This window comes from Paraburkholderia sp. SSBN10T (assembly GCF_056619545.1).
Map to the genome: position 1 here is coordinate 25,182 of NZ_JBWQQI010000024.1, position 16,169 is coordinate 41,350.

Annotated in this window: 9 protein-coding genes; 4 read left to right on the forward strand and 5 right to left on the reverse strand. The window is 64.2% G+C overall.

Features of this window, described 5'->3' with window-relative positions:
• Positions 1-22 precede the first annotated feature (22 nt).
• Positions 23-760 carry an acetoacetate decarboxylase gene (locus AC1ECK_RS29265; RefSeq protein ID WP_480325467.1) on the reverse strand — a complete coding sequence of 246 codons (738 nt, stop codon included), beginning with the start codon at positions 758-760 and terminating at the stop codon, positions 23-25.
• Positions 761-1,034: 274 nt separating this feature from the next.
• Here AC1ECK_RS29265 and AC1ECK_RS29270 point away from each other — a divergent pair, with 274 nt between their 5' ends.
• Positions 1,035-2,444 (forward strand): EAL and HDOD domain-containing protein, encoded by a 1,410-nt coding sequence (locus tag AC1ECK_RS29270; RefSeq protein ID WP_480325469.1) that lies wholly within the window; start codon positions 1,035-1,037, stop codon positions 2,442-2,444.
• 80 nt (positions 2,445-2,524) lie between these two features.
• Here the strand turns inward: AC1ECK_RS29270 and AC1ECK_RS29275 are convergent, their stop codons facing one another.
• Together AC1ECK_RS29275 and AC1ECK_RS29280 are read right to left on the reverse strand one after the other, a co-directional pair.
• Positions 2,525-3,982: an HDOD domain-containing protein gene (locus tag AC1ECK_RS29275; protein ID WP_480325470.1), complete on the reverse strand. Its 1,458-nt coding sequence runs from the start codon at positions 3,980-3,982 to the stop codon at positions 2,525-2,527.
• 94 nt (positions 3,983-4,076) lie between these two features.
• A complete protein-coding gene (locus AC1ECK_RS29280) occupies positions 4,077-5,891 on the reverse strand; it encodes a putative bifunctional diguanylate cyclase/phosphodiesterase (protein ID WP_480325472.1) in 1,815 nt (604 codons plus the stop codon).
• 319 nt (positions 5,892-6,210) lie between these two features.
• Between AC1ECK_RS29280 and AC1ECK_RS29285 the strand changes: the two genes are divergently transcribed.
• The 3 genes from AC1ECK_RS29285 (at position 6,211) to AC1ECK_RS29295 (ending at position 8,896) form a co-directional block, all read left to right on the forward strand.
• A complete protein-coding gene (locus AC1ECK_RS29285; RefSeq protein ID WP_480325474.1) occupies positions 6,211-7,551 on the forward strand; it encodes an EAL and HDOD domain-containing protein in 1,341 nt (446 codons plus the stop codon).
• 154 nt (positions 7,552-7,705) lie between these two features.
• Complete coding sequence (locus tag AC1ECK_RS29290; protein ID WP_480325476.1) at positions 7,706-8,269, forward strand: peroxiredoxin; 564 nt, start codon at positions 7,706-7,708, stop codon at positions 8,267-8,269.
• Between the two features lie 162 nt (positions 8,270-8,431).
• On the forward strand, positions 8,432-8,896 hold the full coding sequence (locus tag AC1ECK_RS29295; RefSeq protein WP_480325478.1) for a hypothetical protein: 465 nt from the start codon (positions 8,432-8,434) through the stop codon (positions 8,894-8,896).
• An 801-nt stretch (positions 8,897-9,697) separates the two neighbouring features.
• On the opposite strand, the gene AC1ECK_RS29300 is transcribed toward AC1ECK_RS29295, so the two are convergent.
• Both AC1ECK_RS29300 and AC1ECK_RS29305 read right to left on the reverse strand, forming a co-directional pair.
• Positions 9,698-13,015 (reverse strand): efflux RND transporter permease subunit, encoded by a 3,318-nt coding sequence (locus AC1ECK_RS29300; RefSeq protein WP_480325480.1) that lies wholly within the window; start codon positions 13,013-13,015, stop codon positions 9,698-9,700.
• 3 nt (positions 13,016-13,018) lie between these two features.
• Complete coding sequence (locus AC1ECK_RS29305; protein WP_480325482.1) at positions 13,019-16,153, reverse strand: MdtB/MuxB family multidrug efflux RND transporter permease subunit; 3,135 nt, start codon at positions 16,151-16,153, stop codon at positions 13,019-13,021.
• Positions 16,154-16,169 lie beyond the last annotated feature (16 nt).

Consider the following 16,169-nt stretch of genomic DNA (forward strand, 5'->3'; position numbering starts at 1 on the left):
CGCCGCAAACCTGCGGCCGGGACTACTTCATGTAGTCGAACACCACTTCGCCGAGACCGAGCGTCAGGTCCGCCAGCAGATGGCGCGCCTCGACAATCTCCAGCACCGGCAGCTCGGCCACCGGCGCGAGCGCGTGCGGTGCAAGCTGCAGCGAAGCGGGGCCGGTCCACGCCCCCTTCAGATCGATATCCTGCAGGGCATAGCGCACCAGTTCGCAGACCCGCGCGGAACCGTCGACGTGCGGCACGACCTTCAGCAGGAAGTTCGGCGCTTCGAGGCGCTTTTTCTGCTGCGCCAGATCGAGCTGGCGATGCTTGTAGCCCATCGTGCCGGTGGCGATGCGCACCGGGCCGTAGTCGAGCGTGCCGACGAGCGTATCGGTATGCACTTCCAGCACCGGCTTGGCCAGCTTCTTCGGAAAGCCCCACAGCTCGCGGCCGCCGGCGATCGGCGGATGGTCGTCGAGATACATCGCCAGCGTGTAGCCGCCGGCTACGCCGTTATAGGACACCGGAATCACCTGGCCACTTTCCGTGTAGTCGCCGAACCCGGTCGAATCCGGCATGCGGATGAACTCGTAGTGCACGAGCGGCTCGCCGACTTCCAGCGGTTCGGGCACCACGGCGCGCAATTTGTCCGGGTCGGTGCGGTAGGTGATGATCAGAAATTCGCGGTTGATGAACCGGTAGGGACCGATGGGGAATGCCGGGCTCGTAATCGGCATGGCGAAGGCATTAGACAGCACGCTTTTGACGTCCATGGTTTTCCTTGGTGGTTAAACGCGGGTTGGAACGCTTCTGCATTGCACAAGAGTATCGTCGATTCGGCGCCTGCTGGCATTGTCGAATTGAGAATTGAATATTTTCTGAAAATGGCGGCTTGTCACGCCGGAGCCGGGCGGCCTGCGATAAAATTGTTAAGCGCTCGCAAAGCGGCGCCACGCGGCGCTCACAGCTCGATTTCGGGCCCGATCGTGCGCCATGCCAGAACCAGAAAACAGCAGGAAGCGCCAGGGCGCTTATCGGGGGAGTGGAATGACCAGCATCGAAGTCGACGATCCGAGCCGGGCCAGCGAGGAACCGGGCCAGACCGACAGCGCATCAGTCAAGGCCTGTTTTGCCCGCCAGCCGATCCTCAATCGCGACGGCATGCTATGCGGTTTCGAACTCAAGCTTCATTGTGTCGACAAAGCGCCGGCCGATCCAGCCGATCGGGCCACGGGCGCTAGCGCTACAGAGGCGCATGCGGCCCCCGAAGCTGCGGATGCCGAGGGCGCTCGACCACGCGCGCAGCTTGTCCCGACTTTCACGCAGACCCTCGTCCAGGCCTTGATGCAGCCGGGAGTGCGCGGCGCGCTCGCTGGCCACCCGGGTTATCTGGACGTCAGCCGCGAAATGCTGTTCGACGAGGCGCTCGAACTAGTGCCGGCCGAACGCTTCATGTTCGAGCTCCAGCCGGATATCGAAGTGGACGAGGCGCTGATTGCGCGCATCGTCGTGCTGCACGCGCGGCGCTACCGCTTCGTGCTCGACGCCGTGGTCGTGCCCAACGACACCTTTGCACATCTGCTGCCGTACGCCGAGGGTGTGAAGATCGATTTTCCGCAGATCTCGCGCGTCCTGTTGCCGAAGCTGGCCACTGTGCTCAAATCGGCGGGCAAACTGTTGATCGCCGCGGGCATCGACACGCAGGAGGATTTCGATACCGCGCAGAACCTCGGCTTCGACAAATTTCAGGGCTATTACTTTGCCCGCGCCCATACCACGACCCTGCGGCGGGTGAGCGCGCCGCGCCATGCCTTGTTGAACCTGCTGCAATTGCTGGCAGGCGACCCGACGGTCGCCCAGCTCGAAGCGGAGCTGAAGCTAAACCCGGTGCTGGTGATGCACCTGATGAAGCTGGCGAATTCGAGCGGTCTCGCCGTCGGCCACAAGGTGACGACGCTGCGCGAGGCGATCAACGCGACCGGCACCAACCGGATCGCCCGCTGGACGCAACTGCTTCTCTACGCGGATGGCCGTAAGGTGGCGCTCGAAGACGACCCCTTGCTGCAACTTGCCGCCGCCCGCGCGCGCTTCATGGAACTGGCGGTGCTGCGCTTGCCGGAAGCGGGCCGCGACGAGGCCGACGCGGCGTTTCTGACCGGCGTGTTTTCGTTCGTGGATGCGGTGTTCGGCGGTTCGCTGGAAAACACGCTCAACGTGCTGACCTTGTCGAAGCCGATTCAGGCGGCGATCTTGCACCGTGAAGGCGTGCTGGGCCTGCTGTTGTCGGCGGTCGATGCGCTCGAGCGCGCCGCATGGACGGAAATCGAAGCCGCCTGTGCGCAGCTTGCGCCGCTCACGGTCGGCGAGGTGGCGGAACTCGGACTGGCGGCAGCGGCATGGGCCGGGGTGGCGGATCGCAGCGCCGAAGCGAAAGGGTTGGAGCGCATCGAGGACTAGGCTCGAGCGGCCGGTGAGGGGGCCGCGCCATCCTTCTGCGCGGCGTGGCAGCCCGGCGGGACGCCGGACTGCTTACCCCTTCACAGCATTTCCATCTCCCGCATCGGCGCTTGGGAAAAAAAACGCCCTAACTCCCGCGCCAGTTCATTCAGGACCGCCATCTCGCCTTGCGAAATGCGCCGCGCTTCGTCGGCTTGGCACCAGTCGCCATACAGCAGTGCGACAGTCGACTGATTCTCGCCGACCACCGGCAGCAGCACGAACGAGCGGGTATCGGCGAAGCTGCGCCGGAACCATTCGGGCAGCCGCGCCACCATCTTTGGGTCGCGCGCATTTTCTATAAAGATGCCCACCGAATTCGCAATCGCGAGATGAAACACGTCGGGCTCGAACGCGGTGTTGAACGACAGGCCGGGCAGGGCGGCTTCGATGTTCGGGCCGAAGCCCATGCGCGCCTTGAACATGCCGCTGCTGTGGCGCACGAACATGACGGTGCGGGCAAAGCCGAGTCCCGCGTGGACCGTTTCGGAAGCCAGCGCCAGCGCCGGGCCGAGCGCGCTGCCCGTTTGCAGCGCTTTCAGGTCCTCGACCCCTGCGCCGATCCGCGCCTCGGGGGCGAGCGCTTCGCGGGCGATCGCATCGGCGTTGGCGCGCAGTTCGACGATCTCGCGCATCACGCCTTCGCCGTCTTCTTCGCGGGCGAGCGCCACGCTCATGTCCATCAGCACGTCGGGGTCGGTGTTCAGCGCCCGGCCGTAGCGGTGTGCGAGCTCGGCGATGCGGGCTTCGCGCTGCCAGTCCGGCATGTTCGGCGTGGTCAGGACGCTGGCGACGTCGGTCGAGTAATTAGTGATGGCGCGCAGCCACTGCACCTGGCGCGGCTCGTCGGTGGCGAGCGGATCGAACTCGCCCATGCCGGCGCGGATCATGTCCGGCAGGCGCCAGCGCACCGCGGCTTCGGCGCCGATCTCGTCGAAGGTCACGCCGAGCACGGCGCTGCAGGCTTCGGCTTCATCGACGTTGGTTTCGATCTGGCGGCGGATCTGATCCCATTCGGCGTCGAGATAGAACACCACCAGCAGCTTGCCGATCTGGCGCATCAGCGTGCAGACCACCGCCTCTTCGCCGGCGCGCAGATCGCCGCGCTCCGTCAGCTTGCGCGCCACGCAGCCGGACAGCAAGGTGCGGTTCAGCTCGAGTTTCGCGTCGATGCGGCGCGGCACGCTGTGATGGAAGTGGTCGACGATCTTCAGGCCGACCACGAGGTGACCGACCGCGTCCATGCCCAGCACCATCAGGGCGCGCGACACGGTGGTGATATTGCCGCCGAAGGCCATGTACATCGCCGAATTGGCGAGGCGCAGCACCTTCTGGGTCAGTGCGAAATCCGACAGCACGACCTGCACGAGACCCGAGAAGTCGAGGTCGTCGTTGTTCATTGCAGCCATGGTTGTGCGCAGCGACTGCGACAGCATGGGGAAATCGCCGCGCTCGCTCATTCGAGACCAGAGCCTGTCGAGCACCGCTGCCTTTACCATGTGATTCCCGCTAAAGCCATACGTATTCCAGTGAGTGGCAGACCGGTAGCAAGCCGGTGTTCGATGCGCGTGCGCCTGTTCTGCCGGGCCCGCATCAGGCCGGCTCGTGCAGGTGCAGGGTGCGCGCCTCGAAACGCTGCGCTAGTTCCTCGGATGGCAACGCCTTGCAGACGAGCCAACCCTGAATGTGATCACATCCCATCTCGGTCAGCAGCGTGCGTTGTTCCTCGGTTTCCACGCCTTCTGCGACCAGTTCCAGGTCAAGCGTCTGCGCGAGACCCACTACCGCGCTAACGATTGCCTGATCGTTCCGGGAGGTTAGCAGATTCTCGACGAAACTCCGGTCGATCTTGAGTTTGGCAAGGGGAAAACGTTGCAGATATGCCAGACTCGAGTAGCCGGTGCCGAAGTCGTCGACCGCAAAGCGGATGCCCATCGCGGTCAGTTCTTCGAGCAGTCCCTTGGCGTGCGCCGGGTCGTGCATCAGCAGGCTTTCGGTGATCTCAAATACCAGGCGGCGCGGGTCGATCCCGGTCAGCTCGATGGCCTCGCGCACGCTGTCCTTGAAGCGCGGGTCGCGGAACTGCTGTGGCGAGACGTTGACCGCCACGTACTGCATCCTGATGCCGCGCGAATCCCACTGGATCAACTGCATGCAGGCAACCTTGAGCACCCAGTTGCCAAGGAAGTTGATGAGCCCGACCGATTCGGCGAGCGGGATGAACATCGACGGCGGCACCAGGCCATGCACCGGATGCAGCCAGCGGATCAGCGCTTCGACGCCCACCACGCCGTGGCTCTGGCTGCTGGTGATCGGCTGGAAGTGCAGCGAGAACTCGCCGTTGCGCACGCCGTCGTAGAGGTCGGCCTCGAGTTTCAGGCGTTCGGCGTCGGCCGGGTCGTCGTCCGGTACATAGAAGGCGAGCGTGTTGCCGCCGGCGGCCTTGGCTTGCAGCAGCGCGTGGTCGGCCCAGCGCAGCAGATGGTTGTCGCGCGCCGCGGTGTCGTTGGCGTGCCGCACATCCGGGTACAGCGCAATGCCGATGCTCGCCGACAGGTGCACCTGCTGGCCGTTGAAGACATACGGCTGCTGGATCGCGGTAAGCAGGCGCCGCGCCAGCGCCTCGGCGGCGGCCACGGCGTCGGTGCGGGTGGCCGCGGCCGGCACGAGGATGGCGAATTCGTCGCTCGCGACCCGGGCGATCTGCTCGCCCTGGGTGGCGGTGTTGGACAGGCGCCGCGCCGTGTCGCGCAGCATGTCGTCGCCTGCGTCGTAGCCGAGTGCGCGATTCACGCGCTGATAGTCGTCGATATCGAGCAGCAGCAGGGCGGCCGGCGTGCCGTGCGCGTCGGCCTGCTGCTGGGCGTCGAGCAGCGCCGAGAGCAGTGCGGACTGATTCGCAAGACCGGTCAGGCGGTCGTGATGCAAGGCGTGCGTCAGGCGCTCTTCGGTGGCGCGCCAGGCCGACACGTCGAAGCCGGCAATCGCGAAGCCGTCGATGCCGTTGTGGCTGCTGCGCACCACGCGCAACTCCACCGTGACCGGATAGGTGAGCGACTTGATCAGGCTGAGCGTGGCTTTTTCGATGCCGCCGGTGGCCGAGGCGCGGGCCAGCAGCGTGTCGAGCTGGGCGGCGTCGGCGGGCGCGACGAGGTCGTGCAAGGTAATGGTTTGTAAGTATTCGCGGTGGTAGCCGATAAAGCGCAGGCTTGCCTCGGACACGTACAGGAAGCGTAGCTCCCGGTCCACGTGGGCGAGCAGGTCGACCGCACCGACGGCCTGCTCGAGGGGCGAGCGGCTGGCGCCCGGTTGGGGTAAGCCGTCCGCGCGCCGGCCGAACGCACGGACGCGGTCGATGACCGTGCGCAAGGAGCCCCGGCGGGGCGCGGTGATCCTGTTCGCTTCCATGTTTCTCGCTGGCAACCGGTTTTTCGTCTGCAGGCGGCACGGCTCGCTCCGGCCTGTCCGGCGCGGGTCGTCGAGAGGTATTAAGCCGCCCATCAGAACAAGATATCGACTCGCGCGCCGAAATCTTTAGCGGCCGCTGCAAAAATTGATGGTAATGATGCCCGCTTCCCGCAGGTTTAGCGATGTGCGGCGGATTCGGTTAAAGTGGCGCGGATTACTGTCCGTTATCGGAAGTAAGCAGGAGCAAGCCCGACGCTCGCAGCGGACGCGGGAATTGGCGTCCGCTGCTCAGTTTTCCGAATTCATGCACCGATGAGCCATGTCTGAACCGTTCTCTGTCAGGGCCAAGCCCAGGCACGTCGAGGTGCTAACACAGCCCGCCGAGACCGCTGCGGCGGCGGAGGCGCCCTTTGTCTATCTGGGCCGCCAGCCGATTCTCGATCGCAATGGCGCGTTGAACGCTTACGAGCTGCTGTTCCGGGCGGGGGCGCACAATTATGCCGAAGTCAGCGACGACGCCCAGGCGACCGCCCAGGTCGTGGCCCGCACGATCGGCGGCATCGGCGTTTCCGCCGTGCTCGGCAACCATCGTGGCTATGTGAACATCGGCCGCGAGCTGTTGTTCGACGACATAGTCCATCTGATGTCGCCCGACCGTTTTGTGCTCGAGATTCTCGAGACCGTCGCCTTCGACGCGCAACTGGTGCGCCGGCTGGGCGAACTGCGCCGCGCCGGCTTTCAGGTGGCGCTCGACGACGTGAGCGAGCTGAGCGAAGGATTGCGCACGGTGTTGCCGCATACCGACATCGTCAAGATCGACTTTCTTCTCACGCCCCGCGCCGCGCTGCCGAAGCTGGCGGCGGCGGTGCTGGCCGAGGGCAAGACCCTGATCGCCGAGAAGGTCGAGACGCGCGAAGACTTCGCGCTGGCCCGCAACCTCGGCTTCCACCTGTTCCAGGGATACTTCTTCGCCCGGCCGCAGGTGCTGACGGCGCCGCGCAACCGCTCGTCGCGCCCGGCGCTGCTGCGACTGCTCGCGCTGCTGGCGCGCGATGCCGGCATCGTCGAACTCGAGGCCGAGTTGAAACTCAACCCGAACCTCGTGGTGCAGTTGCTACGCCTCGTCAATTCGAGCGCGTTTGGCCTCGGCCGCAATATCGCTTCGCTGCGCGAGGCGATCATCGCCACCGGCACGCGGCAGATTGCGCGCTGGGCGCAACTGCTGCTGTATGCCGACGGCGGCGATCTGCCGTGGCGCTCCGACCCGCTGGTGCAACTGGCCGGCACGCGCTCACGCTTCATGGAACTGGCGGCACAATGGCTGCGTCCGTCCGACGAGGACTTCGCGGATGCCGCGTTCATGACCGGGATCTTTTCGCTGGTGCATGTGGTGCTCGGCACGACGCCTGCCGAGACGCTCGACAAGCTGGGTCTCGCGCCGCTGATCCGCGATGCGATCGTCGAGCATAGCGGCGCGCTCGGCACGCTGCTGCGCATCGCGGAAGCCGCCGACCGGGGCGCGGAGCAGGGCATCGACGGTACCGCGATCGCGGCCGACGCCGACGCGCAGGATGCCTTTGCGGCGCTGACGCCGGCGGTGCTGGCGGAGCTGAATCTGTCGGCGGCGGCGTGGTTCGGCGCCCACGCGGGGATGGAATAGACGCCGTCGATGCGCGGCAGGTCTTTCAGCGTGCTTTGCCGGGACGTGATCCAATAGCGGATGAGTCGTGCCTTGACGCCCTAGGCGGGGCCGGGCACGGTGTGACGTTATTCAATGCACGGACCACGTGCGTCAACGCTTGAAGGGGTTCGAGATGAAACGAAAGTTCATGCCGGTATTGGCGGCTGTTGCATTGTCGGCGGGGTTTGCGCTGCATTCGCTGACGGCGTCGGCGACGCTCAAGCCGGGTGACACGGCGCCGGATTTCACGACGCAGGCTTCGCTGGGCGGCAAGACCTACACGTACACGCTGGCTGACGCGTTGAAGAAGGGGCCGGTGGTGCTGTATTTCTACCCGGCCGCTTTCACGAAGGGCTGCACGATCGAGGCGCACGAATTCGCGGATGCCGTCGACGAATACAAGAAGTACGGCGCGACCGTGATTGGCGTCTCGCACGACAACATCGAGACGTTGACGAAATTTTCGGTAAGCGAATGCCGCAGCAAGTTCCCCGTGGCGGCTGATGCGGATGCCAAGGTGATTGGCGCGTACGACGCGGGGATGCCGATGCATAACTCGATGGCGAATCGGGTGTCGTATGTGATTGCGCCGGATGGCAAGATCATTTATGAATACACGAGCCTGTCGCCGGATAAGCATGTCGAGAATACGCTGGAGGCGGTGAAGCAATGGGCGGCGACGCATAAGGCGCAGTAAGGGGTGGTTTTGCCATGCGGGCGGCTTGATGGCTGCCTTGCGCTTTTTTTGCTGCCGCGATGAGCATCCTGCTTGTCGTATAACGCAATGGGTTCTTGCTGCCTTTTCCGCGGGGGCACCGTGCTACGCTGATGGCCGGTTTGTTTTGCGGGGTGGTTCGAGATGCCTATCGTTGTTTTGCTGGCGGTGCTGGTCGCGTTGATTTATGGCGCGGTGTGGTCGTTTGAAGCTTTGTCGGCGCATTTTGGGCTTGGCGTTGCCATTGGGGTGGCGGTTGTTGCGGCGGGTTTGGTGGTGGCTGCTGTGGTTTATTGGCTGCGCCGCCGGCGGGAAGTAGCAGCGAATATTCGCGATGGCGATTGGACGCACGAGTTGACGGGCCAATGGGGTGGGGTCCGGTTGGCCGCCGGGAAGCGGTTATGTTCGGTGCGGCTTGAGGGCTTGCAGGGGGAGTATATTTTTGCAGATCTGCAAGGGGCTGATGTCGAGCAGATTGGGGATCAATGGCAGCTTGTGCTTAAGGTGCGGGATGCCAGGTGTCCGCGGTGGAATTTGCCCATGCGGGATGGGCGGCAGGCCAGGCAGTGGAAGCGGGTTTTTGGGTTGGCCATAGAGCAGAGGCTTTGATTTTTTTTGCCTGCGCGGCGCTTTGGTGGTTGTTCCTGGTTTGTTGGCCTTTCCTTGTTTTGTTATCGGTCTATTAGCGTTGCCCCTGTGCGGGGCGGCACCTACTTTTCTTTGCCGCCGCAAAGAAAAGTAGGCAAAAGAAAGCGGGCTGACAACCGCTAGCCCGTAGGTGTCCACCACGTAGGCCTTCACGGAATGGTCCGCACGAAGACCGGCCCTTGCACCGAACGCGTTAGTGACAAGGCCGTCATCCGTTCCGGCGTTGCGCTGCGCGCCCCGCCGTCGGGCATAACCTCTTCTGTACACTCCATCGGTATTCTAACTATCTCTGGCTTGCCCGCTATCGGTGCGCTGGCATCGGCGGCGTGCCGGGCACATCGCCAATTGCGCGTTGCGCAATTGCTCATGCGTCGTGCGCTAGCCGGGTGAGGCGGAGTCCATCCCATTGTTCCTGGTGCCGCTGCGCGGCCGGGCCGTTTGCCGCAAACCCTGGCAGACCCGCCTTCCCAAGCAGACCCATCCGCGACGCACATAGTGCGGAGTGGGGTGGATGAGCCCTGTGTCACTAACGCGGGTGGTGCGAGGGCAGGTCTTCGTGCGGACCACTTCGTGGTGGTTTAAGTGGTGGACACCTACGGGCTGGCGGTTGTGAGCCCGCTTTCTTTTGCCTACTTTTCTTTGCGGCGGCAAAGAAAAGTAGGTGCCGCCCCGCACAGGGGCAACGCCAATAGACCAATAAGAAAGCAAGGAAAGGCCAACACCACAAGAACAACCACCAAAGCGCCGCGCAGGCAAAAAACACTAACTATTCCCCTGAACGGCCCCCGCGCGCCCCCGCCGCGCCTCCCACCGAACCCGAATCCGATCCATATAAAGATAAACCACAGGCGTGGTATAGAGCGTGAGCATCTGACTAACAATAAGCCCACCGACAATAGCGATCCCCAAAGGAGCCCGCAGCTCAGCCCCATCCCCATTCCCGAACGCCAACGGCAAAGCCCCAAGCAACGCCGCGCAAGTAGTCATCATGATCGGCCGAAACCGCAACAAACAAGCCTGATGAATCGCATCATAAGATGACATCCCCTGCCGCGAAGCCTCAATAGCAAAATCAATCATCATGATCGCGTTTTTCTTGACGATGCCAATCAAAAGAATCACCGCAATCAACGCAATGATGCTGAACTCGGTTTGAAACAGCAGCAGCGCCAGCAAAGCCCCCACCCCCGCCGAAGGCAGCGTCGACAAAATCGTCAACGGGTGGATATAGCTCTCATACAGTATCCCCAGCACGATATACACCGCCGCCAACGCGGCTAGAATCAATATCGGCATGTCCGACAGCGACTGCTGAAACGCCTGTGCCGTCCCCTGGAAGCTGCCGTGAATCGTCGCCGGCATGCCGATCTCCGCCATCGTGTCGTAAATCGCCTTCGTCGCGTCCGACAACGACTTGCCGGGCGGCAGGTTGAACGAGATCGTCGACGCCACGAACTGGCTCTGGTGATTCACCGACAACGGCGTATTGCCCGGCCCGAAGCTCGCTATCGCCGACAGCGGAATCATCGTCTCCTTCGAGGTCGACACCGCCGCCCCCGACGACGCGCTCGACTTGCCGCTCGCCGCAAGCGAATTGATCGCCAGGTTGCGCGCCGAGTCCGAGGCGATGGCCGCCGCGCTCGAGGCCGTCGTGCCGGCCGTGCCGCCGCTGCTCGCGCTAGTGCTGCTGGTGTTCGCCACCGGCGCGGTCACCGTGCCCGCCGTCGCGTTGGTGGTCTGCGAGCCGCTCGCGCTGCCCCCCGACGTGCTGACGTAAATCTGCGTCAGCATGTCCGGGCTTTGCCAGTATTTCGGCGCCACTTCCATCACCACGTGGTACTGGTTCAGCGGGTTGTAAATCGTCGATACCTGGCGCTGGCCAAATGCGTCGTACAGCGTGTTGTCGATCTGCGCCGGCTCGATGTTCAGGCGTGCCGCGCTCGCACGGTCGATCGTCACCATCGATTCCAGGCCGCCCTGTTGCTGGTCGGAATTCACGTCCGCCAGTTCGGGCCGCGCCTGCAGCGCTTCCGTCAGTTTGGGACCCCACGTGTACAGGTCGGTCGTCGAGTCGGCCAGCAGCGTGAACTGATACTGCGCATTCGATTGCCGGCCGCCCACGCGAATATCCTGCACCGCCTGCAGGAAGGTCCGCACGCCGGCGACGTCCGACAGCGGTCCGCGCAGTTGCTGGATCACCTGGTCAGCCGAGACGTGGCGGCCGGGCTTCGGCTTCAACTGCACGAACATGAAGCCGGAGTTGGTCTGACGTCCGCCGGTGAAGCCGACGACGCCGTCCACGGCCGGGTTCTCGCCGACGATTTTCATCATCTCGGCAAACTTGCCCTTCATCGCCTGGAAGGAGGTGGACTGGTCGGCCATGATGCCGCCGACCATCCGCCCGGTGTCCTGCTGCGGAAAGAAGCCCTTCGGGATGATCACGTACAGCCATACGTTCACACCGATGGTCGCGATCAGCACCAGCAGGATCAGCAGCGGATGCCGCAGCGACCAGCCGAGCGTGTGCTCGTAGCCGCGCTGCATCGACTGGAAGCCGCGTTCGAGCCAGCGCGCGAAGCGTCCTTCTTCTGCGCGCTCGTGCGGCTCGTTGAGCAGGCGCGAGCACATCATCGGTGTGAGCGTCAGCGAGACCAGCAGCGACACGCCGATCGCAAGCGACAGCGTCAGCGCAAATTCGCGGAACAGCCGCCCGACGATGCCGCCCATCAGCAGGATCGGCAGGAACACCGCCACCAGCGAGATGCTGATCGAGAGCACCGTGAAGCCCACTTCGCGGGCGCCGAGGAACGCGGCCTTCATGCGCGGTACGCCGTTCTCGATATGCCGCGAGATGTTTTCGAGCACCACGATCGCGTCGTCGACCACGAAGCCGGTCGCAATCGTCAGCGCCATCAGCGACAGGTTGTCGATCGAAAAACCCATCAGGTACATGGCGGCGAAGGTGCCGATGATCGAGATCGGCACCGCCACGCTCGGAATCAACGTTGCGCGCCAGTTGCGCAGGAACAGGAAGACCACCATCACGACCAGCGCCACCGCGATCATCAGGGTGTGCTCGGTGTCCTTCAGCGAGGCGCGGATCGTGGTGGAGCGGTCGACCGTCGGCACCACCTCGACATCCGCCGGCAGGGAGGCCTTCAGTTGCGGCAGCATCGCCTTGACGCGGTCGACCGTGTCGATGATGTTCGCGCCCGGCTGGCGGTACAGGATCACCAGCACCGAGCGCTTGCCGTTGTAAAGGCCGAGGTTGCGCAGGTCCTCCACCGAGTCGACGATCTCCGCGACGTCCGACAGATGCACCGCCGCGCCGTTGCGGTAGGCGATGATCAGGTCTTTGTACTGCGACGCCTTGCTTGCCTGGTCGTTGGTATAGAGCTGCACATGGTTCGCGCCGAACTCGATCGAGCCTTTCGGGCTGTTCGCGTTGGCCGAGGCGAGCGCGGCGCGCACGTCCTCGAGGCCGATGCCGTAGTGAAACAGCATCTGCGGCTCCAGTTCGACGCGCACGGCCGGATTGGCCGAGCCGCTCACGTCGACTTCGCCGATCCCATCCACCTGCGAGAGCGACTGCTGCAGCACCGTGGCCGCGGAGTCGTACAGTTGCCCGGCCGTCAGCGTGTTCGAGGTCAGCGCGAGAATCAGGATCGGCGCGTCGGACGGGTTGACCTTGTGGTACGTCGGATTGCTGCGCAGGCTCGCCGGCAGGTCGGCGCGCGCGGCATTGATGGCGGCCTGCACGTCGCGCGCGGCGCCGTCGATGTCGCGGTTCAGGCCGAACTGCAGCGTGATCCGCGTCGAGCCGACCGAGCTCTGCGAGGTCATCTCGGTGACGTCGGCGATCGACCCGAGGTGCCGCTCGAGCGGGCTCGCCACGCTGGTCGCCACGGTTTCGGGGCTGGCGCCCGGCAGCGTGGCCTGTACCGAGATGGTCGGGAAGTCGACCTGCGGCAGCGGCGCGACCGGCAGCTTGGTGAAGGCGAACACGCCGGACAGTGCAATGCCGACGGCGAGCAGGGTCGTGGCAACCGGCCGGGAAATAAACGGACGCGACAGGTTCATCGCCTAGTTCCCCGCGTCGGTGGCCGGGGGCGGGACACCATGGCCCGGGTCGTCACGGTGAAAACGCGCCCGCACGCGCCGCGCCACCGAATCGAACGCCAGATAGATCACCGGCGTCGTGAACAGCGTCAGCAACTGGCTCACGATCAGGCCGCCCGCAATCGCGATGCCGAGCGGGCGGCGCAATTCCGAACCCGCGCCGGTGCCGAGCATCAGCGGCAGCGCGCCGAGCAGCGCCGCCATGGTGGTCATCAGGATGGGCCTGAAGCGCAGCAGACACGCCTGGTAAATCGCCTCGCGCGGCGGCTTGCCCTGGTCGCGTTCGGCTTCGAGCGCGAAGTCGATCATCATGATCGCGTTCTTCTTCACAATACCGATCAGCAGCACGATGCCGATGATGCCGATGATGTCGAGATCGTGCCCGGTGATCAGGAGCGCCAGCAACGCGCCCACGCCCGCCGACGGCAGCGTCGAGAGAATCGTGATCGGGTGAATGAAGCTCTCGTAGAGCACGCCGAGCACGATATACATCGTGACGATCGCGGCGAGGATCAGGAACAGTTCGTTCGACAGCGATGCCTGGAACGCCAGCGCTGCACCCTGGAAGCGGGTCTGGAACGAGGCCGGCAGGCCGATGTCCTTCTCCGCCTGATTGATGGCCTTGACCGCGGCGCCGAGCGACGCACCCGGTGCAAGGTTGAACGACACCGTGGTGGCCGGGAACTGGCTCAGGTGGGTGACGAGCAAGGGCGCGGGTTGTTCGACGAACTTCGCAATCGACGACAGGGGCACCTGGCCGCCCGACGCGGTGGAGGAGGGCAGGAAGATCGCGTTCAACGACTCGGTGTAGTGCTGCACCTGCGGCTGCGCTTCGAGGATCACGCGGTACTGGTTCGACTGCGTGAAGATGGTCGAGACGATCCGCTGGCCGAATGCGTCGTACAGCGCGTTATCGACGGTGGCGGGCGTGATGCCGTAACGCGACGCGGTGGCGCGGTCGATTTCCACATAGACCGACTGGCCGTTTTCCTGCAGGTCGGTAGCGACGTCGGCCAGTTCCGGCGCCTGCTTCAGACGCTCGATCAGCTTGGGCACCCAGGTCGCGAATTCGGTGATGTTCGGATCGGTCAGCATGAACTGATACTGCGTCGGGCTGACAGTCGCATCGATCGTCAAGTCCTGCACCGGCTGCATATACAGCGACGCGCCCGGAATGTGGGCGACGTCCTTTTGCAGTTGGCGGATCACGTCGCTCGCGGTGTTGCTGCGGTCGTCGCGCGGTTTCAGGTTGATCAGCATCCGGCCGCTGTTCAGCGTGATGTTGTTGCCGTCCACGCCGATGAACGAGGTCAGGCTCTCCACATCCGGATTCTTCAGGATCTGCGCGGCCAGTTCCTGCTGGCGCTCTGCCATCGACGCATACGACACCGACTGCGGCGCCTGGGTGATCGCCTGGATCACGCCGGTGTCCTGCACCGGGAAAAAGCCCTTCGGAATGAACACATATAGCACGCCGGTCAGCACCAGCGTCAGGATCGCGACGACCAGCGTGGCGCGCTGGCGGTTCAGCACCCAGGTTAGCGCGACCGCATAACGGGCGATGACGTAGTCGATAAACGCGTGCGCTTTGGTTTCGAAGCGATGCGCTTCCTTCGGCGGCGTGTGACGCAGCAGCTTCGCGCACATCATCGGCACCAGCGTGAGCGAGACCACCGCCGAAATCACGATGGTCACGGCGAGCGTGATCGCGAATTCGTGGAACAGGCGCCCCACCACGTCGCCCATGAAGAGCAGCGGGATCAGCACGGCGATCAGCGAGACCGTCAGCGAGATGATGGTGAAGCCAATCTGCTTCGAGCCTTTGAGCGCCGCTTCGAGCGGCGTCTCGCCGTCTTCGACGTAGCGCGCGATGTTCTCGATCATCACGATCGCATCATCCACCACGAAACCGGTGGCGATGGTCAGCGCCATCAGCGAAAGGTTGTCGAGCGAGAAGCCGCACAGATACATCACGGCCAGCGTGCCGATCAGCGAGAGCGGCACCGACAGGCTCGGAATGATGGTCGCGTAAAGATTGGCGAGGAACAGGTACATCACCAGCACCACCAGCACCACAGACATCAGCAGTTCGAACTGCACGTCGCGCACCGAGGCGCGGATCGTGGTGGTCCGGTCGGTGACGATCTGCACATCCAGCGAGGCGGGCAGCGACTGCTGCAGTTGCGGCAGCACGGCCTTGATACTGTCCACCACCTGAATCACGTTTGCGCCCGGCTGGCGTTGCACGTTCAGGATGATGGCAGGGGTTGAGTCGACCCAGGCGCCGAGCTTGGTGTTCTCCGCACCCTGCACGATGCTGGCGACGTCCGTCAGCATCACCGGCCGGCCGTTCTTGTAGGCGATCACCGCGCTCTTGTACGCGTCGGCATCGGTCAACTGGTCGTTCGCGTTGATCGTGTAGGCGCGCGTCGGGCCGTCGAAGTTACCCTTCGGCGTGTTGACGTTCAGGTTCGAGATGGTGGTGCGCAGGTCGTCCAGATTCAGGCCGTATGCCGCCAAGGCGCGCGGATTGGCCTGAATCCGCACGGCCGGGCGTTGGCCTCCCGAGAGGCTGACGAGGCCCACGCCCGCCACCTGCGAGATCTTCTGCGCGAGACGCGTATCGGCCAGGTCCTGCACCTCGGTCAGCGGCATCGTCTTCGAAGTGAGCGCGAGCGTGAGGATCGGCGCGTCGGCCGGATTGACCTTGGCGTAGATCGGCGGGGCCGGCAAGTCGGAAGGCAGAAGGTTGCCCGCCGCGTTGATGGCCGCCTGCACTTCCTGCTCGGCGATATCGAGCGGCAGGTCGAGGCTGAACTGCAGCGTGATGATCGACGAGCCGGCCGAGCTTTGCGACGACATCTGGTTCAACGACGGCATCTGGCCGAACTGCCGCTCGAGCGGCGCGGTGACGGACGAGGTCATCACGTCCGGGCTCGCGCCCGGATAGAAGGTCTGCACCTGGATGGTCGGGTAGTCGACTTCGGGCAACGCCGAGAGCGGCAGGAAGCGCAGCGCGACGAGCCCGACCAGCATGATCGCCGCCATCAGCAGGGCGGTGCCGACCGGGCGCAGAATAAAAGCGCGGGATGGATTCATGCGGGTTCAGTCAGCC

Bases quoted from the DNA above. Each gene is read 5' to 3' on its own strand.
- AC1ECK_RS29265 (WP_480325467.1), bottom strand. From the start codon at position 760: ATGGACGTCAAAAGCGTGCTGTCTAATGCCTTCGCCATGCCGATTACG.
- AC1ECK_RS29270 (WP_480325469.1), top strand. From the start codon at position 1,035: ATGACCAGCATCGAAGTCGACGATCCGAGCCGGGCCAGCGAGGAACCG.
- AC1ECK_RS29275 (WP_480325470.1), bottom strand. From the start codon at position 3,982: ATGGTAAAGGCAGCGGTGCTCGACAGGCTCTGGTCTCGAATGAGCGAG.
- AC1ECK_RS29280 (WP_480325472.1), bottom strand. From the start codon at position 5,891: ATGGAAGCGAACAGGATCACCGCGCCCCGCCGGGGCTCCTTGCGCACG.
- AC1ECK_RS29285 (WP_480325474.1), top strand. From the start codon at position 6,211: ATGTCTGAACCGTTCTCTGTCAGGGCCAAGCCCAGGCACGTCGAGGTG.
- AC1ECK_RS29290 (WP_480325476.1), top strand. From the start codon at position 7,706: ATGAAACGAAAGTTCATGCCGGTATTGGCGGCTGTTGCATTGTCGGCG.
- AC1ECK_RS29295 (WP_480325478.1), top strand. From the start codon at position 8,432: ATGCCTATCGTTGTTTTGCTGGCGGTGCTGGTCGCGTTGATTTATGGC.
- AC1ECK_RS29300 (WP_480325480.1), bottom strand. From the start codon at position 13,015: ATGAACCTGTCGCGTCCGTTTATTTCCCGGCCGGTTGCCACGACCCTG.
- AC1ECK_RS29305 (WP_480325482.1), bottom strand. From the start codon at position 16,153: ATGAATCCATCCCGCGCTTTTATTCTGCGCCCGGTCGGCACCGCCCTG.